At 55.9% G+C, this 19,135-nt stretch carries 9 protein-coding genes and 1 pseudogene; 9 read left to right on the forward strand and 1 reads right to left on the reverse strand.

Annotation, left to right across the window (positions count from 1 at the left end; genetic code table 11):
- Window positions 1-21: 21 nt before the first annotated feature.
- Together PBDP_RS07550 and PBDP_RS07555 are read left to right on the forward strand one after the other, a co-directional pair.
- The gene (locus tag PBDP_RS07550) at window positions 22-14,526 is read left to right on the forward strand and encodes a two-partner secretion domain-containing protein (RefSeq protein ID WP_212802044.1); all 14,505 of its coding nucleotides are present in this window, start codon (window positions 22-24) and stop codon (window positions 14,524-14,526) included.
- 39 nt (window positions 14,527-14,565) lie between these two features.
- Window positions 14,566-14,931, forward strand: a complete 366-nt coding sequence (locus tag PBDP_RS07555) for a hypothetical protein (protein WP_162893800.1) — start codon at window positions 14,566-14,568, stop codon at window positions 14,929-14,931.
- Here the strand turns inward: PBDP_RS07555 and PBDP_RS07560 are convergent.
- Complete coding sequence (locus PBDP_RS07560) at window positions 14,928-15,485, reverse strand: RNA 2'-phosphotransferase (RefSeq protein ID WP_116831714.1); 558 nt, start codon at window positions 15,483-15,485, stop codon at window positions 14,928-14,930. The genes PBDP_RS07555 and PBDP_RS07560 overlap by 4 nt on opposite strands.
- A gap of 476 nt (window positions 15,486-15,961) precedes the next feature.
- Here PBDP_RS07560 and PBDP_RS07565 point away from each other — a divergent pair, with 476 nt between their 5' ends.
- The 7 genes and pseudogenes from PBDP_RS07565 (at window position 15,962) to PBDP_RS07585 (ending at window position 19,122) form a co-directional block, all read left to right on the forward strand.
- A complete protein-coding gene (locus PBDP_RS07565) occupies window positions 15,962-16,321 on the forward strand; it encodes a hypothetical protein (RefSeq protein WP_162893801.1) in 360 nt (119 codons plus the stop codon).
- A gap of 252 nt (window positions 16,322-16,573) precedes the next feature.
- A pseudogene (locus PBDP_RS29875) lies at window positions 16,574-16,936 on the forward strand (transposase); the annotation flags it as partial.
- Window positions 16,937-16,948: 12 nt separating this feature from the next.
- Window positions 16,949-17,062, forward strand: coding sequence for a tRNase toxin domain-containing protein (locus tag PBDP_RS30265; RefSeq protein ID WP_502936861.1), 114 nt, complete (start codon window positions 16,949-16,951; stop codon window positions 17,060-17,062).
- Between the two features lie 2 nt (window positions 17,063-17,064).
- The gene (locus tag PBDP_RS07570) at window positions 17,065-17,550 is read left to right on the forward strand and encodes a Cdi1I family immunity protein (protein WP_116831716.1); all 486 of its coding nucleotides are present in this window, start codon (window positions 17,065-17,067) and stop codon (window positions 17,548-17,550) included.
- 312 nt (window positions 17,551-17,862) lie between these two features.
- Complete coding sequence (locus PBDP_RS07575) at window positions 17,863-18,324, forward strand: hypothetical protein (protein WP_116831717.1); 462 nt, start codon at window positions 17,863-17,865, stop codon at window positions 18,322-18,324.
- A 172-nt stretch (window positions 18,325-18,496) separates the two neighbouring features.
- Window positions 18,497-18,733: a CdiA C-terminal domain-containing protein gene (locus PBDP_RS07580; RefSeq protein ID WP_283246473.1), complete on the forward strand. Its 237-nt coding sequence runs from the start codon at window positions 18,497-18,499 to the stop codon at window positions 18,731-18,733.
- Window positions 18,730-19,122 (forward strand): hypothetical protein, encoded by a 393-nt coding sequence (locus tag PBDP_RS07585; RefSeq protein WP_109755816.1) that lies wholly within the window; start codon window positions 18,730-18,732, stop codon window positions 19,120-19,122. The genes PBDP_RS07580 and PBDP_RS07585 overlap by 4 nt, the downstream gene beginning before the upstream one ends.
- Window positions 19,123-19,135: the final 13 nt, after the last annotated feature.

A 19,135-nucleotide genomic window follows, 5' to 3' on the forward strand; every position in this document is an offset into this window, starting at 1 on the left:
CTGCTGCAACGAGACCTGAACATGGACGATCGCCAATACACTTCCCTGGCCCGCCAACCCTCCGCTGCCCTGCAACCCCGCGAGCAGTTCTGGGGCATGCCCAAGCGCGGCCTGGCGTTCCTGTTGGCCAACGCCATGTTCTGGCAACCGATGTGGGCCCAGGCCGACGGCATCGTGGTCAGTGCGCCGGGCACCGGCCTCGACCGGGCGGGCAACGGCGTGCCCATCGTCAATATCGCCAGGCCCAATGGCAACGGCCTGTCTCACAACCAGTTCACGGATTACAACGTCGGCAGCAACGGCGTGATCCTCAACAACGCCACCGCCCGCACCCAGTCCACGCAGTTGGGCGGGATCATCCTCGGCAACCCGAACCTCAACGGCGTGGCCGCCTCCACCATCCTCAACGAAGTCAACGGTGGCAACCCCAGCCAACTGCGCGGCTACACCGAAGTGGCGGGGCAATCGGCGCGGGTGATTGTTGCCAACCCTTACGGCATCACCTGTAACGGCTGCGGTTTTATCAACAGCCCGAAAGTGACCTTGAGCACCGGCAAACCGATCGTGGAAAACGGCCGGCTGGAGCGTTATCAAGTCGACCAGGGCAGCGTTGCCATTGAAGGCGTAGGCCTCAACGCCAACAACGTCGATCACTTCGAAATCATCACCCGCAGCGCCAAGATCAACGCCGAGATCCAGGCCAAGAACCTGACCATCGTCGCCGGGCGCAACGACGTCAACGCCGACACCCTCAACGCCACTGCCCGCGCCGACGACGGCAGTGCCAAACCACAACTGGCCATCGACTCCTCGGCCCTGGGCGGCATGTACGCGGGCGCCATCAAACTGGTGGGCACCGAGGCCGGCGTCGGGGTGAAGCTGGACGGTAAACTGATCGCCAGCGGCGGCGACATCCAACTCGATGCCAACGGCCGCCTGAGCCTGGCCGAGACCTCGGCCAGCGGCGCCATCAACGTCAAGGCCGCCAGCCTTGACGCCCAGGGCGCGGTCTACGCCGGCACCACCTTGAACGCCCAGACCCAGGGCAACCTGAACAACCAGAAAACCCTCGCGGCGCGGGACAGCATCACCCTGAACGCGGGTGGGCAGTTGACCAACAACGGCATCATCGAAGCCGGGGTCAAGGCTGATAACACCCGTAACGCAACCGGTGATGTGAGCCTGACGGCGCAGAACCTCGGTAACAGCGGCAGCGTTATTGCCAGCCGCAACCTGACGGCCAATGTTGCACAGACGTTGAGCAACCAGGGCGGGACCTTGAGCGCTGGACAAACCGGCACGGTAAAAGCCGCGACCCTGGACAACCAGAACAAGGGACGGGTGTTGAGCAGCGGCACCCTGGATGTCACCGCCGATAAGCTCATCAACGCTCAGGGCCTGGTCAGCAGCAATGGCAACCTCACGGCCCATGTCGGGCAACTGAACAACAGCAGCGGCGAACTCAACAGCTTGAGTAACGTTAAGTTGCGCGTTGCGTCTTTGGATAACGTTGCGGGTTTGGTGGCGGCGGGGCAAGGACTGGATATCAATGCCAGTGGCCGGGTGAACAATAGAGGCGGGCGGCTTACCGCAAGCAAGAGCGTCCAGCTGAATGTCGGGTCGCTGGATAACACGGCAGGTCGCTTGCTCAGTGACGGCGCGCTCACCGCAAGCATCTCGGCGCAGTTGCTCAACCAGGCCGGGTTGCTGTCATCGGCCGGGCTGCTGACCCTCAACGCGGCGAGTCTGGACAACCGGCAGAGCGGCGTCGTCACCACAACCCAGGCCGCCAGCCTCAGCGTAGGCATGCTGGATAACCGAGGCGGCGAAGTGTCGAGCCAGGGTGTCCTGGCGCTGACCGGCACCGAACTGGACAACAGCAACAGCGGCAAAGTGATTGCCTATGGTGACTTGCGCCTGACGCTCGAACGCCTGATCAACCAGAGTAAAGGATTGGTCTCCACTCGTACCGCCTTGACTATCAACGCGGGTCAAGTGGATAACCGCCAGGGATCGCTATATGCCCGACAAGGGTTGAATCTGGACCTGCGCGGTCAATTGCTCAACGCCCAGGGCAGTGTGAAAAGCGACACCACGGCCAGCGTCAAAGCGGCCGAGATGAACAACGACGCCGGTCAGCTATCCAGTATCGGCGCACTGGCCATCGACAGCGCCTCAACCCTGAGCAACCTGGGTGGTAGCGTAATCAGCGGCGATACGCTGCTATTGAAGGCCGGCCAGGTGAATAACGCCGGCGGTCGCATCGCCAGCGCTAAAGCCTTGGATGCCAGCGTCAGCGGTCTGGATCAACAGAACGGTCAATTGGTCAGCAACACCAGTCTTTCCCTCGACCTTAACCATGGGCAGTTGAACAACCAGGGCGGATTGATCAATGCCCCAGGCAGTCTGCTGCTGAAAAACCTCGCAGCAGTGAACAACCGTGACGGCGAGATTTCCAGCGACCAGGCCTTCAGCCTGAACGCCACGAGCCTGGACAACAGCGCCGGTTCGATTGCCAGCAAGCAAAGCCTCAATCTGGTCGTTGCCCAGGCCTTGAACAACACCAAAGGCCTGATCTCGGCCCATGGCCTTGAGGTACGTGCCGCCAGTCTGGACAACGGCGGCGGTACCCTGGGCAGCGATGCCGACCTGACCGTGAATGTCGACGGGACCCTGACCAACCTCAATGGCGAAATTTCCAGCGCGGGCCTGACCCGGCTCAACGCGATGGCCCTGAATAACGGCAATGGCCAAGTCCTGGGCGACAACGCTTTGAACATTACCCTCGGCGGTGCGCTGGACAACCGCCAGGGTGTGCTGGGTTCGGGCAAGGCCGTGGATATCCAGGCGGCCAGCCTGAACAACAGCAATGGCGGGCAAGTGATCAGCGACGGCACCCTGACCGCGCGCATCAGCGGTCTTCTGAATAATCAGGGCCTGGGCGAAGTGGCGGCCAAAGGCGCGCTCGACCTGCAAACCGGCGCCCTCGACAACCGTAGCGGTCGCCTGTCCGGTAATGACCTGCTGACGTTGCACAGCGATTCGCTCGACAACCGGGGCGGGAATATCCGTGCCGACAAGACGCTGCAATTGACGGTTGATCAACTGGACAACCGGAGCAACGGCATCATCGCCGGCAAGGCTGGCACCTACTTCGAAGGCTCGCGTCTGGACAACAGCGGCGGCCTGCTGACAAGCGCAGGTCCGCTGACCTTGAAGGCCGGCGAAGTGCAGAACGGCCTCGGGCGCATCTCCAGCCAAACCGACCTCACTGCCGTTATCGATACCCTGCAACAACAGGGCGGTGCGCTAGTGGCCCAAGGCAACCTGAGCCTTACCGGCAACACACTGGATAACCGCAACGGCGGTTTGGTCGGCAGCACAAAAGCGCTGGATTTGCAGGTTGGGCAGATCGATAACCGGGCGGGCGAATTGTCCGCAGGGCTTGGCGTGAAGGTTGGCGGTCAACGGCTGGACAACAGCGCTGGCGGCAAACTCATCGCCGGCACCGATCTGGAATTGAAAGTCGCTCAACTCATCAACCAGAGCAAGGGGTTGATCCACGCTCAAGGCAACATGACGCTCAGCGGCGGCACGCTGGACAACACCGATGGCGCGCTCGCTAGCCTCAACGGCCTGGTGATCACTCTCGATAACGCACTGTTGAACAGCAAAGGCTTGATCAGCAGCGAAGGTGAACTGAGCGTCAACGCAGGCAGCGTCGATAACTCCGCTGGCAACCTGGGCAGCGCCGGGGCGTTGTCGATTGTGAGCAATGGCGGGTTGACCAACCAGGGCGGCTCCATCAGCACCGATGCCGCCCTGACGCTCAATAGCGCCAGTCTGGACAACAGCCAAAAAGGCATTATCTCGGGCAACGCCGCGACCCAAATCACTACCGGCGCCCTCAACAATAGTCAGGGCGGGCGCCTGACCTCAGGCAATACACTCAAGCTCAGCGCCACGCAGGTGAATAACGCCGCAGGCCGTATCGCCAGCAGCCAAGCCTTGACCGCGTCGGTTACCGGGCTGGATCAACAGCAAGGTGAATTGTTCAGCAACACCCGCCTGAGCCTGGACATGAACCAGGGCCAGTTGAACAATCAGGGCGGCCTGATCAACGCTTCGGGAGCGTTGCTGTTGAGCAACCTCAAGGACGTCAACAACCAGGGCGGTGAAATCTCCAGCCAGCAAGCCTTTACCCTGGCGGCGCAAAATCTCGATAACAGCGGCGGTAAATTGCTCAGCAACCAAGGCCTGGTGCTGAGAACCGCCCAGGCCCTGAACAATGCCCGGGGCGTCATTTCGGCAGCGTCGTTGGACAGTCGTAGCAACGGCCTGGACAACAGCGACGGCCTGATCAGCAGCCGCGCTCAACTCGACCTGAACGTGCAAACCGCATTCGACAACCAGCGCGGTTCGGTAATTGCCGACGGTGCGCTGCTGCTGGTCGCTGATCGCCTGGACAACCGCGCTGGCAGCATCGCCGGCAAGGCCGGGGTCAACGCTATCGTCACCACCTTGGATAACCGTCAAGGCACGCTGATCAGCTCCACCGATCTGACGTTGAAAGCGTCCAACCTCGACAACCGTCAAGCCGGTCTGATCGGCGCGACAAACGCGCTGGATCTGGACGTTGACGATCTCGACAACCGTGGCGGTGAGCTGTCGGCCAATGCTGACGTCACGCTGGTCAGCCAGAACCTCGACAACAGCGATGGCGGTCAGGTGTTCGCCGGGCAAGCGCTGAAACTGACCGTGGATAAACTGCTCAACCGCACCAAGGGCCTGCTCAGTGCCAAGACGCAGTTGAGCCTCGATGGCGGTTCCCTGGACAACAGCGGCGGTTACCTGATCAGCCAGCAGAACCAGCGCATCAACCTGAGCCGCGATCTGCTCAACGTCCAAGGCCAACTCAGCAGCGAAGGCACGTTGAGTGTCACCGCCGCCAACCTGACCAACACCGGTGGGAGCCTGTCCAGCGCGGCGGACCTCACGGTGAACAGTCTGGGCCGGGTCGAGAACCAGGGCGGCGAACTGATCACCGACGGCGCATTGCTGCTTACCAGTGCGGCACTGGACAATCGCCAGCAGGGCAACATCAGCGGCAAAGGTGCGGTGAGCGTCATCACCGGTGCTTTTGACAACAGCCAGAATGGCCGTCTCAACGCCGGCGGTACGCTGAACCTCACCGCAGCCCAGGTCACTAACCAGGATGGCGGCCGCATTGGCAGTCAGGGCGCGTTGACCGCCTCTGTTTCCGAGCTGGACCAGCAGGGCGGCCAGCTGTTCAGCAATACGTCGCTGAGCCTGGACATGAACCACGGCCAGCTCAACAATCAGAACGGTTTGATCAACGCCCCTGGCACGTTGCTGTTGAACAACCTCAACGGTGTGAACAACCAGGGCGGCGAAATTTCCAGCGCCCAAGCCTTCACCCTGGCGGCTGAAAACCTCAACAACGAAAGCGGCCGGCTGCTCAGCAACCAGGGCCTGACCCTGCGCATCACCCAAGCGCTGAACAATGTCAAAGGCATGATCGGTGCGGCCAGCGTCGATGCCCACGCCCAAAGCCTGAACAACAACGGCGGCACACTCACCAGCCGCGGCAACCTCGTCTTGGGGGTTGATCAACAACTGGATAATCAGGCCCAGGGGCTTATCAGCGCCGCGCAGTCGCTCACGCTCCTAAGTGGCGACCTTAACAACCAGGGCGGCAGTGTGCTGGCGGGCGGCGCCTTGCTCCTCGATGCCATGGCCCTGAACAACAGCGCCAATGGCCTGATCAATGCCCAGGGAAACCTCACCCTGGACGCCGATTCGCTCGACTCCAGCAACGGCGGCGAAGTGTCGGCCAAGGGCGACATGAACCTGACCCTGGCGGCGCTGACCCAGAACGGCGGGCGCCTGCTGGGCGAGAAAGCCCTTACGCTGAACCTGGGTGGCCATGACCTGAACAACCGCAATGGCCTGATCACTGCCAAAGGTCCGCTGACCGTCAACGGGTTGCGTGACCTGGATAACCAGGGCGGTGAAGTTTCCAGCGGGCAGAGCTTCACCCTGGCCGGACGCACTCTCGACAACACGGGCGGCAAGCTGATCAGCAGCAACCTGCTCAGCCTCGACGCCACCCGCCTGCTCAACCAGAGCGGCCTGATGTCCGGCTGGCAGGGGCTGGACGTCAGCGGTACCAGCCTCGACAACCGCAACAACGGCACGCTCTCCAGCCGCAATGGAGACGTCGGCGTAACCCTCAGCGGTGCGCTACTCAACAGCGGTGCCGGTGCGTTGGCCGGCCAGAACAAACTCACCGTCAGCGCTGCCAGCCTGGACAACAGCAGCGGCGGGATTCTGTCCAGCGGTGGTGACCAGACCCTGACCGTCACTGGCGGTCTGTTGAACAACGCCCAAGGCGGCCTGATCGACAGCGGCGCCCTCCTGGTCATGAACGCCATGACCCTGGGCAACGCCGGCGGCACCGTCAACGCGCAAAAAGCCTTGAGCTTCACCGGCACCTCCCTGGACAACAGCGGCGGCAACCTGATCGGCAATGCCGCCGTGACCCTGGACCTGCTCGGCGCCCTGACCAACACCAACGGCAAGATCGCCAGCGTTGGCCCGCTGCGGGTCGAACGGGCTACGCAAATCAACAACCAGGGCGGCCAGATCGTCAGCCAGGGCTTGTTGACCTTGCTCACCGATGGCCTGGACAACCGCAATCGCGGCACCGTCGCGGCCAATGACCTATTGGTCTTGAACACCTCCGGCACGGTGCAGAACGACGCCGACGGCTTGATCTACAGCCAGAACGGCGGCGTGCAAATCGACGCGGCCAGCCTTACCAACGGCAAGGGTGTAGTGCAAAGCCAAGGGGATTTGAAACTCACCGTCGATGCGGACATCGATAACCAGAGCGGTCGAATCCAAGCCAAGGGCGGCGATGTGACCGTAACGGGTCGCCATTTCGATAACCGTGGTGGCGTGCTCGCCAGCCTGCAAGGTCTGCTCTCTACGCAACTGACCGGCGTGCTGAAAAACGGCTACGACCTGAGCAACAACCGCCAGGGCGGCATCATTCAAGCTCAGCGCCTGGAACTGACGGCCCGGGGCGACCTCGACAACTATGGCGGACGGATTTCGGCGCAAACGGGCGATGCCATCGTCGACACCCGCAATTTCGACAACCGCAACGGCGGCCTGTACGCCAAAGGCAAGGTCAACGTTACCGGTAATAACTTTGATAACAGTGGCGACAACGACGGCCAGATCGCGGGCAGCCAGATCGGCCTGGACCTGACCGGCGCGCTGAATAACCGCCTGGGTATCATTGAGAGTGACAGCACCTTGGTGATCAAAGCCGCTAGCCTGGATAACCAGACCGGACAGCTACGAGCCTTGGGCTCCAGTGGCAAGACCAACTTCCAGATTGGTGGGCTGTTCGACAACCGCAACGGCACCCTGGAAACCGCTAACAGTGACCTGACCCTCAATGCCACGAGCTTCCAGAATCTGGGTGGCAACTTATTGCACGTGGGCGGCGGCACCTTTGATATTTCCACGGCCAACATCTCTAATGCCGGTGGCAGCCTCGTTACGCACGGCGGGCTGACGCTCACCGCCGACAACTGGACCAACAGCAGCGTGATCCAGGCGGGAAGGCTGACGATCAACGTCAACAACCTGACCCAGACCAGCACTGGGCAATTACTGGCTTCCACCCGTCTGGAGGGCAACGGGGTCAACTGGACCAACGAGGGGCTGATTGCCACTGATGGTACGGCCAGCCTTACGCTGAGCGGCAGTTATAGCGGTAGTGGGCGCTATAGCAGCCGGGGTGACCTGGCACTCACGGCGGCCTCGATGAGCCTGGGCAGTGCGGGCAGTGTTGCCAGCGGCGGGACCTCCACGATCGATGTCAGAGGGCAACTCAACAACTATGGTCGGATGACTTCCGCTTCTGGAATGAACGTCGATGCCGGCTCAATCAATAACTTCGGAACCCTGGGCAGCAGCGGCAATCTTCGCTTGGTAGCGTCCAGCCTGCTGAACCAGAACGGCTTGATCTTCAGCGGCGGTGACATGGCGCTGCGCGTCAACAACTTCACCAACCGTTTTGCCGATGTGTATGGCATTGGCAACGTCAGCATCAGCCGCGATGACAATAATGGCTGGAGTGCTTCGATTGCCAATATCTCGGCCTCGATTGAGAGCGGCGGTGACTTGACACTGGCTGCTGATCGTATCGAGAACCGTAAGGATGTGTTTGAGGCTACGGGTGGGTTGGTTTCGGGTTACATCGGGGTGCAGTGTTATTCGTGTTCATCGTTTGATGGTTTTCAACCCCATTTCCCCGCTTATCTGGTTTGGGAGGAAAATTACCAATCGCAGATCGTTCAAGATTCGGCATCTGCCAGTTTGACGGCCGGTCGAAATTTTATCGGTAACGGTCGGGAACTGCTGAATAATGCCTCCACTATCAGTGCAGCCAACGACCTGACGTTGAACTTGCAGAATTTCACCAACGAGGGAGCGGCAGTTGGCAATTACAGTGTAAGGCGCTCGTTCGGTGCACCTGACACAGAGATAAAGTACCTGCCTCTGTGGCTGGAAATTATGGCTTACAACGCCGCCAATGATCCTTCCTATGATCCCGGAGCCGCTGGGTATCGGAATGGCGACTTGGTCAGTCCTAACTTGCATGTATGGAACAACCAAGGTGTTGAGTCCATTTCCCGCGTAGGTGGGCGTCTCGCTGGCGGTGAAGCGATGCGTTACCTCAGATTCGGCTCGATATGGGTGGAAATTGATGGCTTCAACGGGTTCGCCCCCGCACATTACAGTGATGGCGTTCGGACCGACGCCCCAGCTTTTGTCCGAAACGGCGCTTTCTTCGAAAACACGATCACCTATGACAATCCCTCGAACTTCGCCAGCGCCGTTGTGCAAGCTGGCGGTACTGTTCACATCAATGCAACCCAGAACCTCACCAACAGCGTCGTTCGCGAAGGTGTCACTGTAAACAGTGGTGCGTCGAGGGTCGGCTCTACCCAAATTGGCGGCCAGGTAACGCCGGCCGTCATACAGATCAATGGCCAGCTCCCACCCAATCTCGCCCAACAACAGGTCAACCCACTGACCTTGCCGGGCTTCAGCCTACCCACGGGGCAAAACGGCCTGTTTCGTTTGAGCGGCCAAGGGGGATCGGCCCAGCAAGCGACCCAAGCTAATACCGGGCCACAAAGCTGGAGCATGAGCAGCGCCTCGATCAGCACGGCCCAGCGTCAGCAGGACTTGCCGGATACCCAGGCGCGTAGCGTGCAGATCGGTGCGAGCGCCTCAGTGGCCTCCAGCGACCGACAACTGAGCACGACCACTCGTCAAACCACCGACAGTAGTGTCAGCGCCAGTGCCCTCAATGTCAGTGCGCCCGTCGAAAGCGGCCACTCAACGCCAATGCCGGCCCACAACAGCGGCGCTGTCATCGTCACCCAAGTGGGTGCCGTCAATGTCGATGGCGCCAGCCCGACCCCAACCACCAACCTCGTCCCGCTGGCGGGTAATGTGGTCACCACGCCAACGGCCAGCCAGACCGTCACGCGGGTTCAGGGCTTGCCGGACACCTCGTTCAAAACCAACCCACAAAAATACCTCATCGAAACCAACCCGGTGCTCACCGACCTCAAGCCGTTCATGAGCTCGGACTACCTGCTGGAAAAGCTCGGTTACGACCCGGATGTCAGCGCCAAGCGTCTAGGCGATGGTTTCTATGAGCAGAGGATGATCCAGGAAGCCGTCGTCGCCCGCACCGGCCAGCGCTTCATCGACGGCCAGACCTCCAACGAGGACATGTTCAAGTACCTGATGAACAACGCCATCGCCAGCAAGCAAGAACTTGGCTTGTCGATGGGCGTGACGCTGACCTCAGAGCAAGTCGCGGCGCTGACCCACGATATTGTCTGGCTTGAAGAGCACGTGGTGAATGGCGAGAAAGTCTTGGTGCCAGTGTTGTACATGGCCCAGGTCAACAATCGCCTGGCGCCTAATGGGGCGTTGATTCAGGGGGCGGATGTCACCTTGATTGCCGGTCAGGATCTGAAAAACTCCGGTACTTTGCGTGCGACTAATAACCTCAGTGCCAAGGCTACCAACGATTTGGTGAACAGTGGTTTGGTCGAAGCGGGGGGCAGGCTGGATTTGTTGGCGGGTAATAACATCGTTAACAAGGCAGGAGGTGTCATTTCTGGACGTGATGTGAGCTTGGTCACCACGGCGGGTGATGTGGTCAATGAACGCACCATTACTGCAACAGGCGACAACACGCATCTGCATCGAGAGTACGTCGACAGTGCCGCGCGTATCGAGGCTGCTAATGATTTGAGTATCAAAACCGGCCGGGACTTCATCAGTAACGGCGGCGTATTGGTGAGTGGGCGAGACACTAGCATCAACGCTGGACGTGACGTCAGTATCGCAACGGCGGAGCAGCGCAACAGCTCAACTCTCGGAAAGCAGACCTCCAGCATCACTCAATACGGCTCTACGCTTGATGCCGGCCGGGACCTGACTATAAGCGCAGGTCGAGACCTCGCCGCAATTGCCAGTCAGATCGATGCCAAACGCGACGTCAGCATGAGTGCCAAAGATGATTTGACACTGGCTTCGGCTGCGGATGAACAGCACTCCCTTAGTAGAAGCAAACGGGTCACTACACAGGAAGACCACGTCAGACAGGTGTCCACTGTTGTGACAGCCGGTGGGAATGTGACGCTGAATGCAGGGAAGGATTTGGGGCTGATTGCCAGTCGGGTGAGTGCGGGGGATGAGGCTTATCTGGTAGCGGGTGCGAACCTGGTGCTGCAATCGGCTGAGGATTCGGATTACAGCTTCTATAGCAAGACCAAGAAGTCGTCGTCAGGGAAGAAATTCCAACTCGACGAAACCAGCTCTGTCACCAATGTCGCCAGCTCAGTCACATCCGGAGGCAACAACGTGCTGAGCGCTGGCAATGATCTGATGATCAAAGGCAGCAACGTAATCTCCGAAAAAGGCGGCGTAGGCCTCAATGCCGGTAATGATGTAGAAATTGTTGCCGTTACCGATTCCGAGAGCGCTCGTCACGAGCGCAGTAAAAGCAAAAGCAGTTGGGGCGGTTTGAAGTCGAGCAAGATCCAGGACAAGTTGGTCGAAACTCAGACAACCGCTATTGGCAGCCTGATCTCTGGCGACACCATCGCTGTCAACGCCAAACGCGATGCCACCGTCACCGGCTCGGCATTGGTCAGCACCAACGATCTGGCAGTACGTGCGGGACGTGACCTGACCATCGACGCAGCGGAGAACACCTTTTCCCGCACTCAGATGCACAAGGAGAAAAATCGCGACCTGACGGGTGCCTTGACGGGCAATAATCTGGGCCTCGACGACATTACCGGTAACCAGCACCTGTCGATCAGTAGCCAGAAACACAACGGCACGGCGTCGCAAACTACCCTGACCGGCAGCACCATCGGCTCCAGCAAAGGCAATGTCAGCCTCGTTGCCGGCGGGGACCTTAATGTCATCGCCAGCGATTTGGTCAGCACCAAAGACATGAGTCTTCGTGGTTCGAACGTCACCATCACCGCGGGCATGGAAACGGCGGCGCAAAGTACCGTCGATAAATCCAATAGCTTGGCTGTAGGGCGCGTTATTGGTGGTGCGATCATCGACACTGTCAATACCATTCGTTCCTCGGTCGAGGCCGCGAAGGACGCAGACGATCCTCGACTCAAAGCCGTAAAACTGGCCCAGGCCGCCCTGGCAGCCTATAACCTCGGTGGCATGGCATCGGACGCTGATGATCAGAAAACCGGCTTCGCCGACAAGCAAGGCGGTACCGCCAGTAATGGTTCGCTGATCAAAATTGGCACCGAGTTGGCCAATACCCACAGCAAAAGCACTAGCAATTACGCCAGCCAAACTGCCAAGCAAAGCACCCTTAACGCGGGCGCTACTTTGTCGATCATTGCCAATGGCAGTGCGGCGGAGAACGATGGTGATTTGCACGTCATCGGCAGCAGTATCAAAGCAGCTAATACCTCGTTGCTTGCCAGCAATAACATCATTCTGGAAAGCGCGCAGAACACGGCTGACTGGTCCAATCGCAACAGCAACAACAAAACCGCTATCGGTGCCAGCTTCAACATCGGCCAGCAGAACGGCTTTACCCTGGACCTTGGTGCCCAGCTTGCAAAAGGCATGGGTAACGGCAGTTCTGTCACGCAGGTCAATACGACGGTCGATACCGGTTCGCTGCTGTTGCGTAGCGGCGGCGACACCACGCTGGCGGGTGCTCAGGTTCATGCTGATGAAATCAACGCGCTGATCGACGGCAACCTCAACATCATTTCCCGTCAGGACACCCAGGACCAGAAAAGCAAGCAAAGCAGCGGCGGTTTCGGCGCAAGCATTTGCGTTCCACCGTTCTGCTACGGCACGACCGTAGCGGCCTCAGCCAACTTGGCTGCCGGCAAGATGAATAGCGAATACAAAGGCGTCACCGAGCAAACCGGCCTGTTCGCAGGTACCGGTGGCTACACCGTTGATGTCGGTAAGACCACCACCCTTGAAGGCGGTGTGATCGCCAGTGACGCCTCGGCGGATAAAAACACGCTGATCACCGACCGACTCATCGCGCGCGACATCAAGAACGTCAGTGAAATCGAGGCTCAGTCCGCAGGTATCAGCATCTCGGGCAGTTACGGTGGTGCTGGGGCGAGCGCCTCGGTGGGTGGTTTGTACGGCATTGCTCTAAGCGAATCCGACAAGAGCCACACACGTAGCGCGGTGAGCGACGGCACGATCATCGTTCGCAACCCGGAGGGCGCCAAGGATGTTGTCGGGTTGAACCGCGATACAGCCAATGCCAACGAGAAGCTCGACAAGCCTGATGAAGACGCCATGAATGAGCGCATCGAGCTGGTGAAGAGTTCGGTGGAGTTGGTGAAAGGAATCAGCAGCGTGGTTGCTGCGGAGAGAATCAAGGAGGCTCAAGATCCAAATAGCGAGGCCTACCAGGTTGCGCGTGAAAAGTTGAACGACAGCGGTGTAGCTGACCCGACGCCCGAGCAAATCAGTCAACAGGTTCAGCGTGATTACGGAACAGGCAGTAGTTTTCAAAAGGCCAGCCAGGCGGTCGCTGGGATTGTCCAAGGCATCCTGACTGGAGACATTGGAGCTATCGTGGGAGGAGGGGCAGCTCCTTACCTGGCTCAAGCCGTTAAACAGCTGACGGAAGGAGACGACACCGCCAACCTGATGGCACATGCCGTGCTCGGTGCTGTTTTGGCAAAAGCGCAGGGAGGCTCGGCGCTGGCCGGTGCTGCAGGCGCCACTGCGGGTGAGCTGATCGCCCGTCAGCTCTACCCAGGCAAGTCCAGTGATCAGCTGACGGACGCGGAAAAGCAAACCGTCGCAGCCCTGTCGACTTTGGCCGGTGGGTTATCCGGTGCGCTTGCTGGAGGCGGTGCCTTTGACGCTGCGTTGGGGGCTGGAACGGCGAAAAATGCCGTTGAGAACAATCATCTGAGCGATATAGAAAGGATCTCGCTTGCGGGGCTCCAGAAAGAGTATGACGCGTCGTGCAAAGGCTCTACGTCAAGTCATTGCCAGGGCCTGTCTGATGACATTGCAGCGCTTATTGCCAAAGGCTTTAGCGTTCTCAAGAACGAGCCGATAGCAGAGGATAGCGATTTTACGCGTGCCTTTGTTTGGACGACCAACCCGGGGGATGTGGTCTCCTGCGCCACTTCGCCCAATGGCTATTGCGTGGCTACCGATAAGTCGATCACAACGGATCGGGGAGAGGAATGGGTCCTGCAACCAGCGTCGTTTGAGCAGGCTGAGGGAGGGAAAGCCAGAAGCGATTTGAATGCAGCTACTACGAAGGCTGAGCTTAAGGGGCTTTCTAACGAGCTGTTCACGGCTGGTTGTGGCGGGAGCGGTCTGGTTGGGATAGGGTGCCAGGGCTACATGGCGGCAGGTGGAGAGAATCCGATTACGGGGGAGACGGCTACCAATACCGAACGTGTCATGTGGGGAATACAGGGGCTGTTAAATGCATGGGGGCTGGGTGGCTCAATACTCAGCGGAGTAGCGAAAACCCCAGTAGTAGGAGTTCTGGATGAAGGAGCTTTTGCACAAGTTTTAGCCAAGCCAACTAAGGCATTTAGTGACGAGGGGAAAGTGATTTATTCGCAAGCCGCAGGGCGGTCAATTAACACCGTTAGTGATCTCACTGAAGCTTTGATGCAAGGGGTGATTAAACCGAGTCAAATACCCTTGGATTATGTTGTTATTGATGGTCAGAAAGTTATCGCTAATACGAGAAGTTCGACGGCGCTTATAAATGCCGGGATACCTAAGAGCCAATGGTACGGGGTTGACAAGACTGGTGTTAAAGCTTTTGGTGATGTGACTTTTGATAAGTTGGTGCAAGATCAGCTAAATAAAAACTATGGTGGTTCAGTCTCAAATGCCAGAAGGTGATGAAGTATGAAGTTGTCCAGGCCAAAGAAGGTACTTGATATGGATAGTTTTTTGCCTCTTGATGGTGAGGAAAGAGTTGATATAAATTATTCAGATGGTGATTTAAATCTGGACGTATTTTATGAGGTGGGGGAGGCTGCTGAAGGAATAGCAAAAAAAAGCATTCGATTTTTACGCGCCAAATATTTTTTTAAGTCTCCATTTCCGGGGCATAATATTTTCGTTTGTCCGGATGATGGGGATATTTCCTTGCTTAATTCCCTAGTTGAGTATGAGTGTTCAGAGCTGTTGGATATTGATGGTAGGACCCTCGGAGTAGCTGATTACAGGCACTATCGCTTGTTTCTGCACTCGGTGGGAGTGGCGCTGTATGTAGTGGCAAAATCTTTTGAACTTTCAGATTAGGGAAGGGGGCATAGGATTAATTGAGCCGCTGGAACATTGTTGACAAGCCAGACACCGTTATCTGCTTGGTAAAATTTGAAGCCCTGCTGGCACATATGAAAGGCTTTGATTTTTAATAAGACAGGACTTCCATAACGCTTGCCGACATTGATGGCTGTCGTCATATCCTGCGATAAGTGCACATAATGACGTGAACCTGCAACCAATCCTTGCTGCCAAATTGAGTTCAGAAACCGACTCGCAGTGCCGTGGTAGAGAAATTCCGGTGGTGTTTTCTCTGTATATCGAAGCCTCACATTGGCTGTTGAGTGCCCCTGTACAGCACGAATGCGTAGCCCATCATCCGAAATGCTGAAACGTTTTTTATCGCTGCTGTTAACTACGGTTTGAATAAGTGAAATATCCAACGCTTGCCCAAGTTTGGCCGCTCCAGCTATTAAGGAGTCAATTTCTCCCCAGCCTTCGCTGTCTAACTGCAAGCCGATAGCTTGCGGTTCATGCCTGAGAACATAGCTAAGGAACTTGCTGGTTTCATCGAGTTGTTGAGTCATCATGGTGGTCCCGTGGGTCTATTTTTTACTATGGATATTTTGCGATTTATTCGGAGAGGATGGAAGCTCTGTGAGCAATTTGTATTATTTCTGCTCTCTTTGCTGAGTAAGTGCTAAGAATAACCTATTGATTTTATGATGATTTTTTCTGGTCGAAAGCTTCGGTCTTATCTAGTCCACGTTCGGCGATGTCGTCGGCGTATTAGCAGTGCAGCGGAAAATTATGGTGATATCCACGTTGTCAGCAGCATCAAGGCGGGCAACAGGTCATTGTTTTTCAGCAAAAATAATAAACGGGGACAGACCACGATTAGGGGTTGACCGGAATAAACGGGGACAGACCACGATTAGGGGTTGACCGGTAGCAGTCTAGTATTTTAATAGTGGTCTGTCCCCGAATTCCGTTACAATTTAGGGAGCGTTATCCAAATATCCAGTTGAATGTATTTGCACGTGATTGAGTTTGGTTTGGAGGTTCTTTGAGTTATTTCGATATGTTGTATGAGATGCAGGCTTCGTATGGTGAAGCTACTAATAATAAAGGTCTAACAATCTATCAGGCCTTTGCTTACGCTTATGATGAGATGGATGCGCTTTTGCATTCCAAAGCTTACAGGGTAAGGATTCAGGCCTTCACCGCTTTATTTTTTGTGGCGATAAGGGAGGGAGTGACGTTTGCTAGGAATGATCCTTTTACAGATGATGTTTTCGAAGAGCTCAGCGATGCGTACTCTAAACTGTCTGAGCTTGGGTTAGGTAGCGGTAGTGATGAAGACGACAAGCTGATGCTTGAGCATGTACGCTTAGTTGCTAGCTTTACTGGTGTCATTAATTTTTAAGGGATCTGAAAGAGAGAAAACGGGGCGGCCCTTGGGGCGGGCTCCGGGGGAGTCGGTCGCTGGGTTGGGGCAGTTGATGGGAAAAAAGGGGACAGATTTATTTTCTCTTTTGCTACGCTGAAAGCTTCCACGCTTCCACGCTTCCACGGACGGATGAGTCATCCGCACCACGTTGTGCTACGTGACCAAGAGCGGCGAGGTCAGGATAGACGGAGGATTGATTTGAGAAAATAAATCTGTCCCCTTTTTCCTTACTTGCTTGCCTGTAGTCGTTACATTGAATTGAATCCTGTACGGACTCGTATGGTGGCTGATGCTGTGGATTACCCATGGTCGAGCTATCGAATCCGGGTAGGTGAGGTGCCAGATGGCCGTTGGCTGGACGCTGATCCATGCTTTGTTGCTCTGGGTAATACAGCTGCGGAGCGTTGTCGTGGGTATGAGGCGTTCGTACGCCAAGCCGTTCCGGCGGATGAGATCAGGTTAATTCGCGATGCTTTGCAGCGAGGTCAGTTGACGGGGACGAGCCGTTTTGTGGACGAGGTAGAGCGGATTGTTGGTGTACGAATAGAGCAGCGAGGGCAGGGCCGGCCAAGGATTGATTTGGAAAAATAAATCTGTCCCCTTTTGTCCAAGCCAATTACAACAGACAAGGGAATTCCTTTCTTGGAGAAGCGCTTGACGGATGGTCGGGGCATACGCCTGAATATGGATGGAACATTTAAAGGGTTCGTGGATTGATTATGACTACTGAATCTTATGAAGTGATTTTTGAGGGTGTGCCCGACAAAGTGTTGTTTGCACTTTTAAAAGTGATCGAAGGTAATGCTGATACGCTCTCGGATCTGACAGTGTCGGAGCCTGTCGAGCTTTTAAGTAAAAGCGGTGTTTGTAAAGAATTGATAGATGATTTTTGTGTCCGTGAAGAGGATGCATGTCTATCGGAGTGTCTTGGTGGTTTCCATGTTTCGCCGGCATTGACGCTTCCTTCGGTTCTGTTGAGAGTAGTCAAGTATGGGGGCGGTACCGATGTCGAGTTATCTTTTGATGGTATCGTTACTCTTGGTGTTGATAGTGTGATGCTGGATGTGCAGAGATATGCGAGCAATTTGTCTAAGTTTTTTGGGGTGACAAAGTTTTACGGTGGGTTAGAGCCAGCTATCGATGTCGAAACTCGATATTTCACTAATGATATGTTGGGACCTTTATCTTGTGCACCAGTGAGGTAATGCAAAAAAGAAAAGAAAAAGGGGACGGATTCTGAGAAACCCCCGATTTTTCTTACGAGAAATCAAGAGGTTGGGAGTTGAAAAAAAGGGGGCAGATTTATTTTCTCTTTTGCTACGCTGAAAGCTTCCACGGATGAGTCATCCGTACCACGTTGTGCTACGTGGCCAAGAGCGGCGAGGTCAGGGTAGACGGAGGATTGATTTGAGAAAGTAAATCTGTCCCCTTTTCACTGCTAAGGGCGACTGGGAGAAACATATTAAGGGAATGAACCCTGATGGGATCACCATTTCTAATAAGCTAAAGGGGCTAAAATGACTGTGCATAAGATTACGGCGCCTGAGGGGGACTTATTAAATGTGCTCTATGAGGTCAGCCCGCTTGAGTGGCGGAAATATCAACAGCGGTACCCAGAGATTCGGGTCGCAAATCGTTTTCAGAAAGTAGACCGCAGTGGATATCCACCCTATATTTCATTTAGATTTGTAGTTGAGAGTGACGTGGTTATAGCGAAACTGAGGTTGGCAGTAGAGAGCTATCTCGGGAAAGTTTCTTGGAGTTTGATTGAGCATAAGAGAGATGGATTGTCAGGAAGAAACTGGACAATAAAGCCACGCCGAGTCAGAGAGATTGGCGAGGAGGCTTTAAAGCTGGGGCTAGCCCCAGATGAGTATTTTGCCGAATATGAACCGAAGTTTGGGGTAACCGCTTACGACGATTTGGTAGGCCTAACAGAGCATATTCGACAAGCTTTTAGTGAGGATGGAAGATTTTAAAAAAAGCAGGAAAAAGGGGACAGATTTATTTTTTGATTCTTTGCCACGCTGAAAAATTCCACGGACGGATAAGTCATCCGCACCACGTTGTGCAACGTGGCCAAGAGCGGCGAGGTCAGGGTAGGCGGAGGATTGATTTGAGAAAATAAATCTGTCCCCTTTTTCAGTCCGAATAAATGGAGAGCTCGCTGATGTATATTCACCGACTTCGACGAGCGCTATCTCGGTGTTGAAAACTGTTGCTTATAAAGTACAAAAGCAAGCTGATAATATTGTTATCAATCTTGCGGACTCACCGTTGAGTATCGAGGCGATAGAGCAGGCATTGAAAGTGAACCCTATTGACAAGCTGAAACGGTTGTTTGTTATGAAGGGTGACAACAAGCGGATCATTGAGGTTCAGCGATGACGATCACTATGTTCATGGAAATTGAGGCTGGCGCCACGCTGGAAACTATCCGGCATATTGTGCAGGACGTAGCCAGTGCTGTAACGGTGGAGAAAAACTCGTTAGAAGGCTATTTTTCCGATTCGAACAGTTTCTTTTATTTTGAATTGGTTGAACCGCCTAGTACCGTGTCGGCTGAGGGCTGGGTCGTGGATTGGCTTGTCGGTGTCATGGGGGCGTTTCATTGCCCCCTGCATGAACTGGAGCAGAGTTGGCGCGAGATTAAATATGTCATGGAAGCGTTATCTTTGAAATCTTCGGCGCGCTTTGTTCTTTCCTTTCAATACGATAGCGTCTATGCGTTCAATGAAGGGGAAGGTGTGGTGTATAAAAAAAGTATGGTTGTTTAATGGACGCGGATTC

Origin of the sequence: Pseudomonas sp. St290 (genome assembly GCF_018325805.1) — a bacterium.
Lineage (GTDB): Bacteria > Pseudomonadota > Gammaproteobacteria > Pseudomonadales > Pseudomonadaceae > Aquipseudomonas > Aquipseudomonas bijieensis.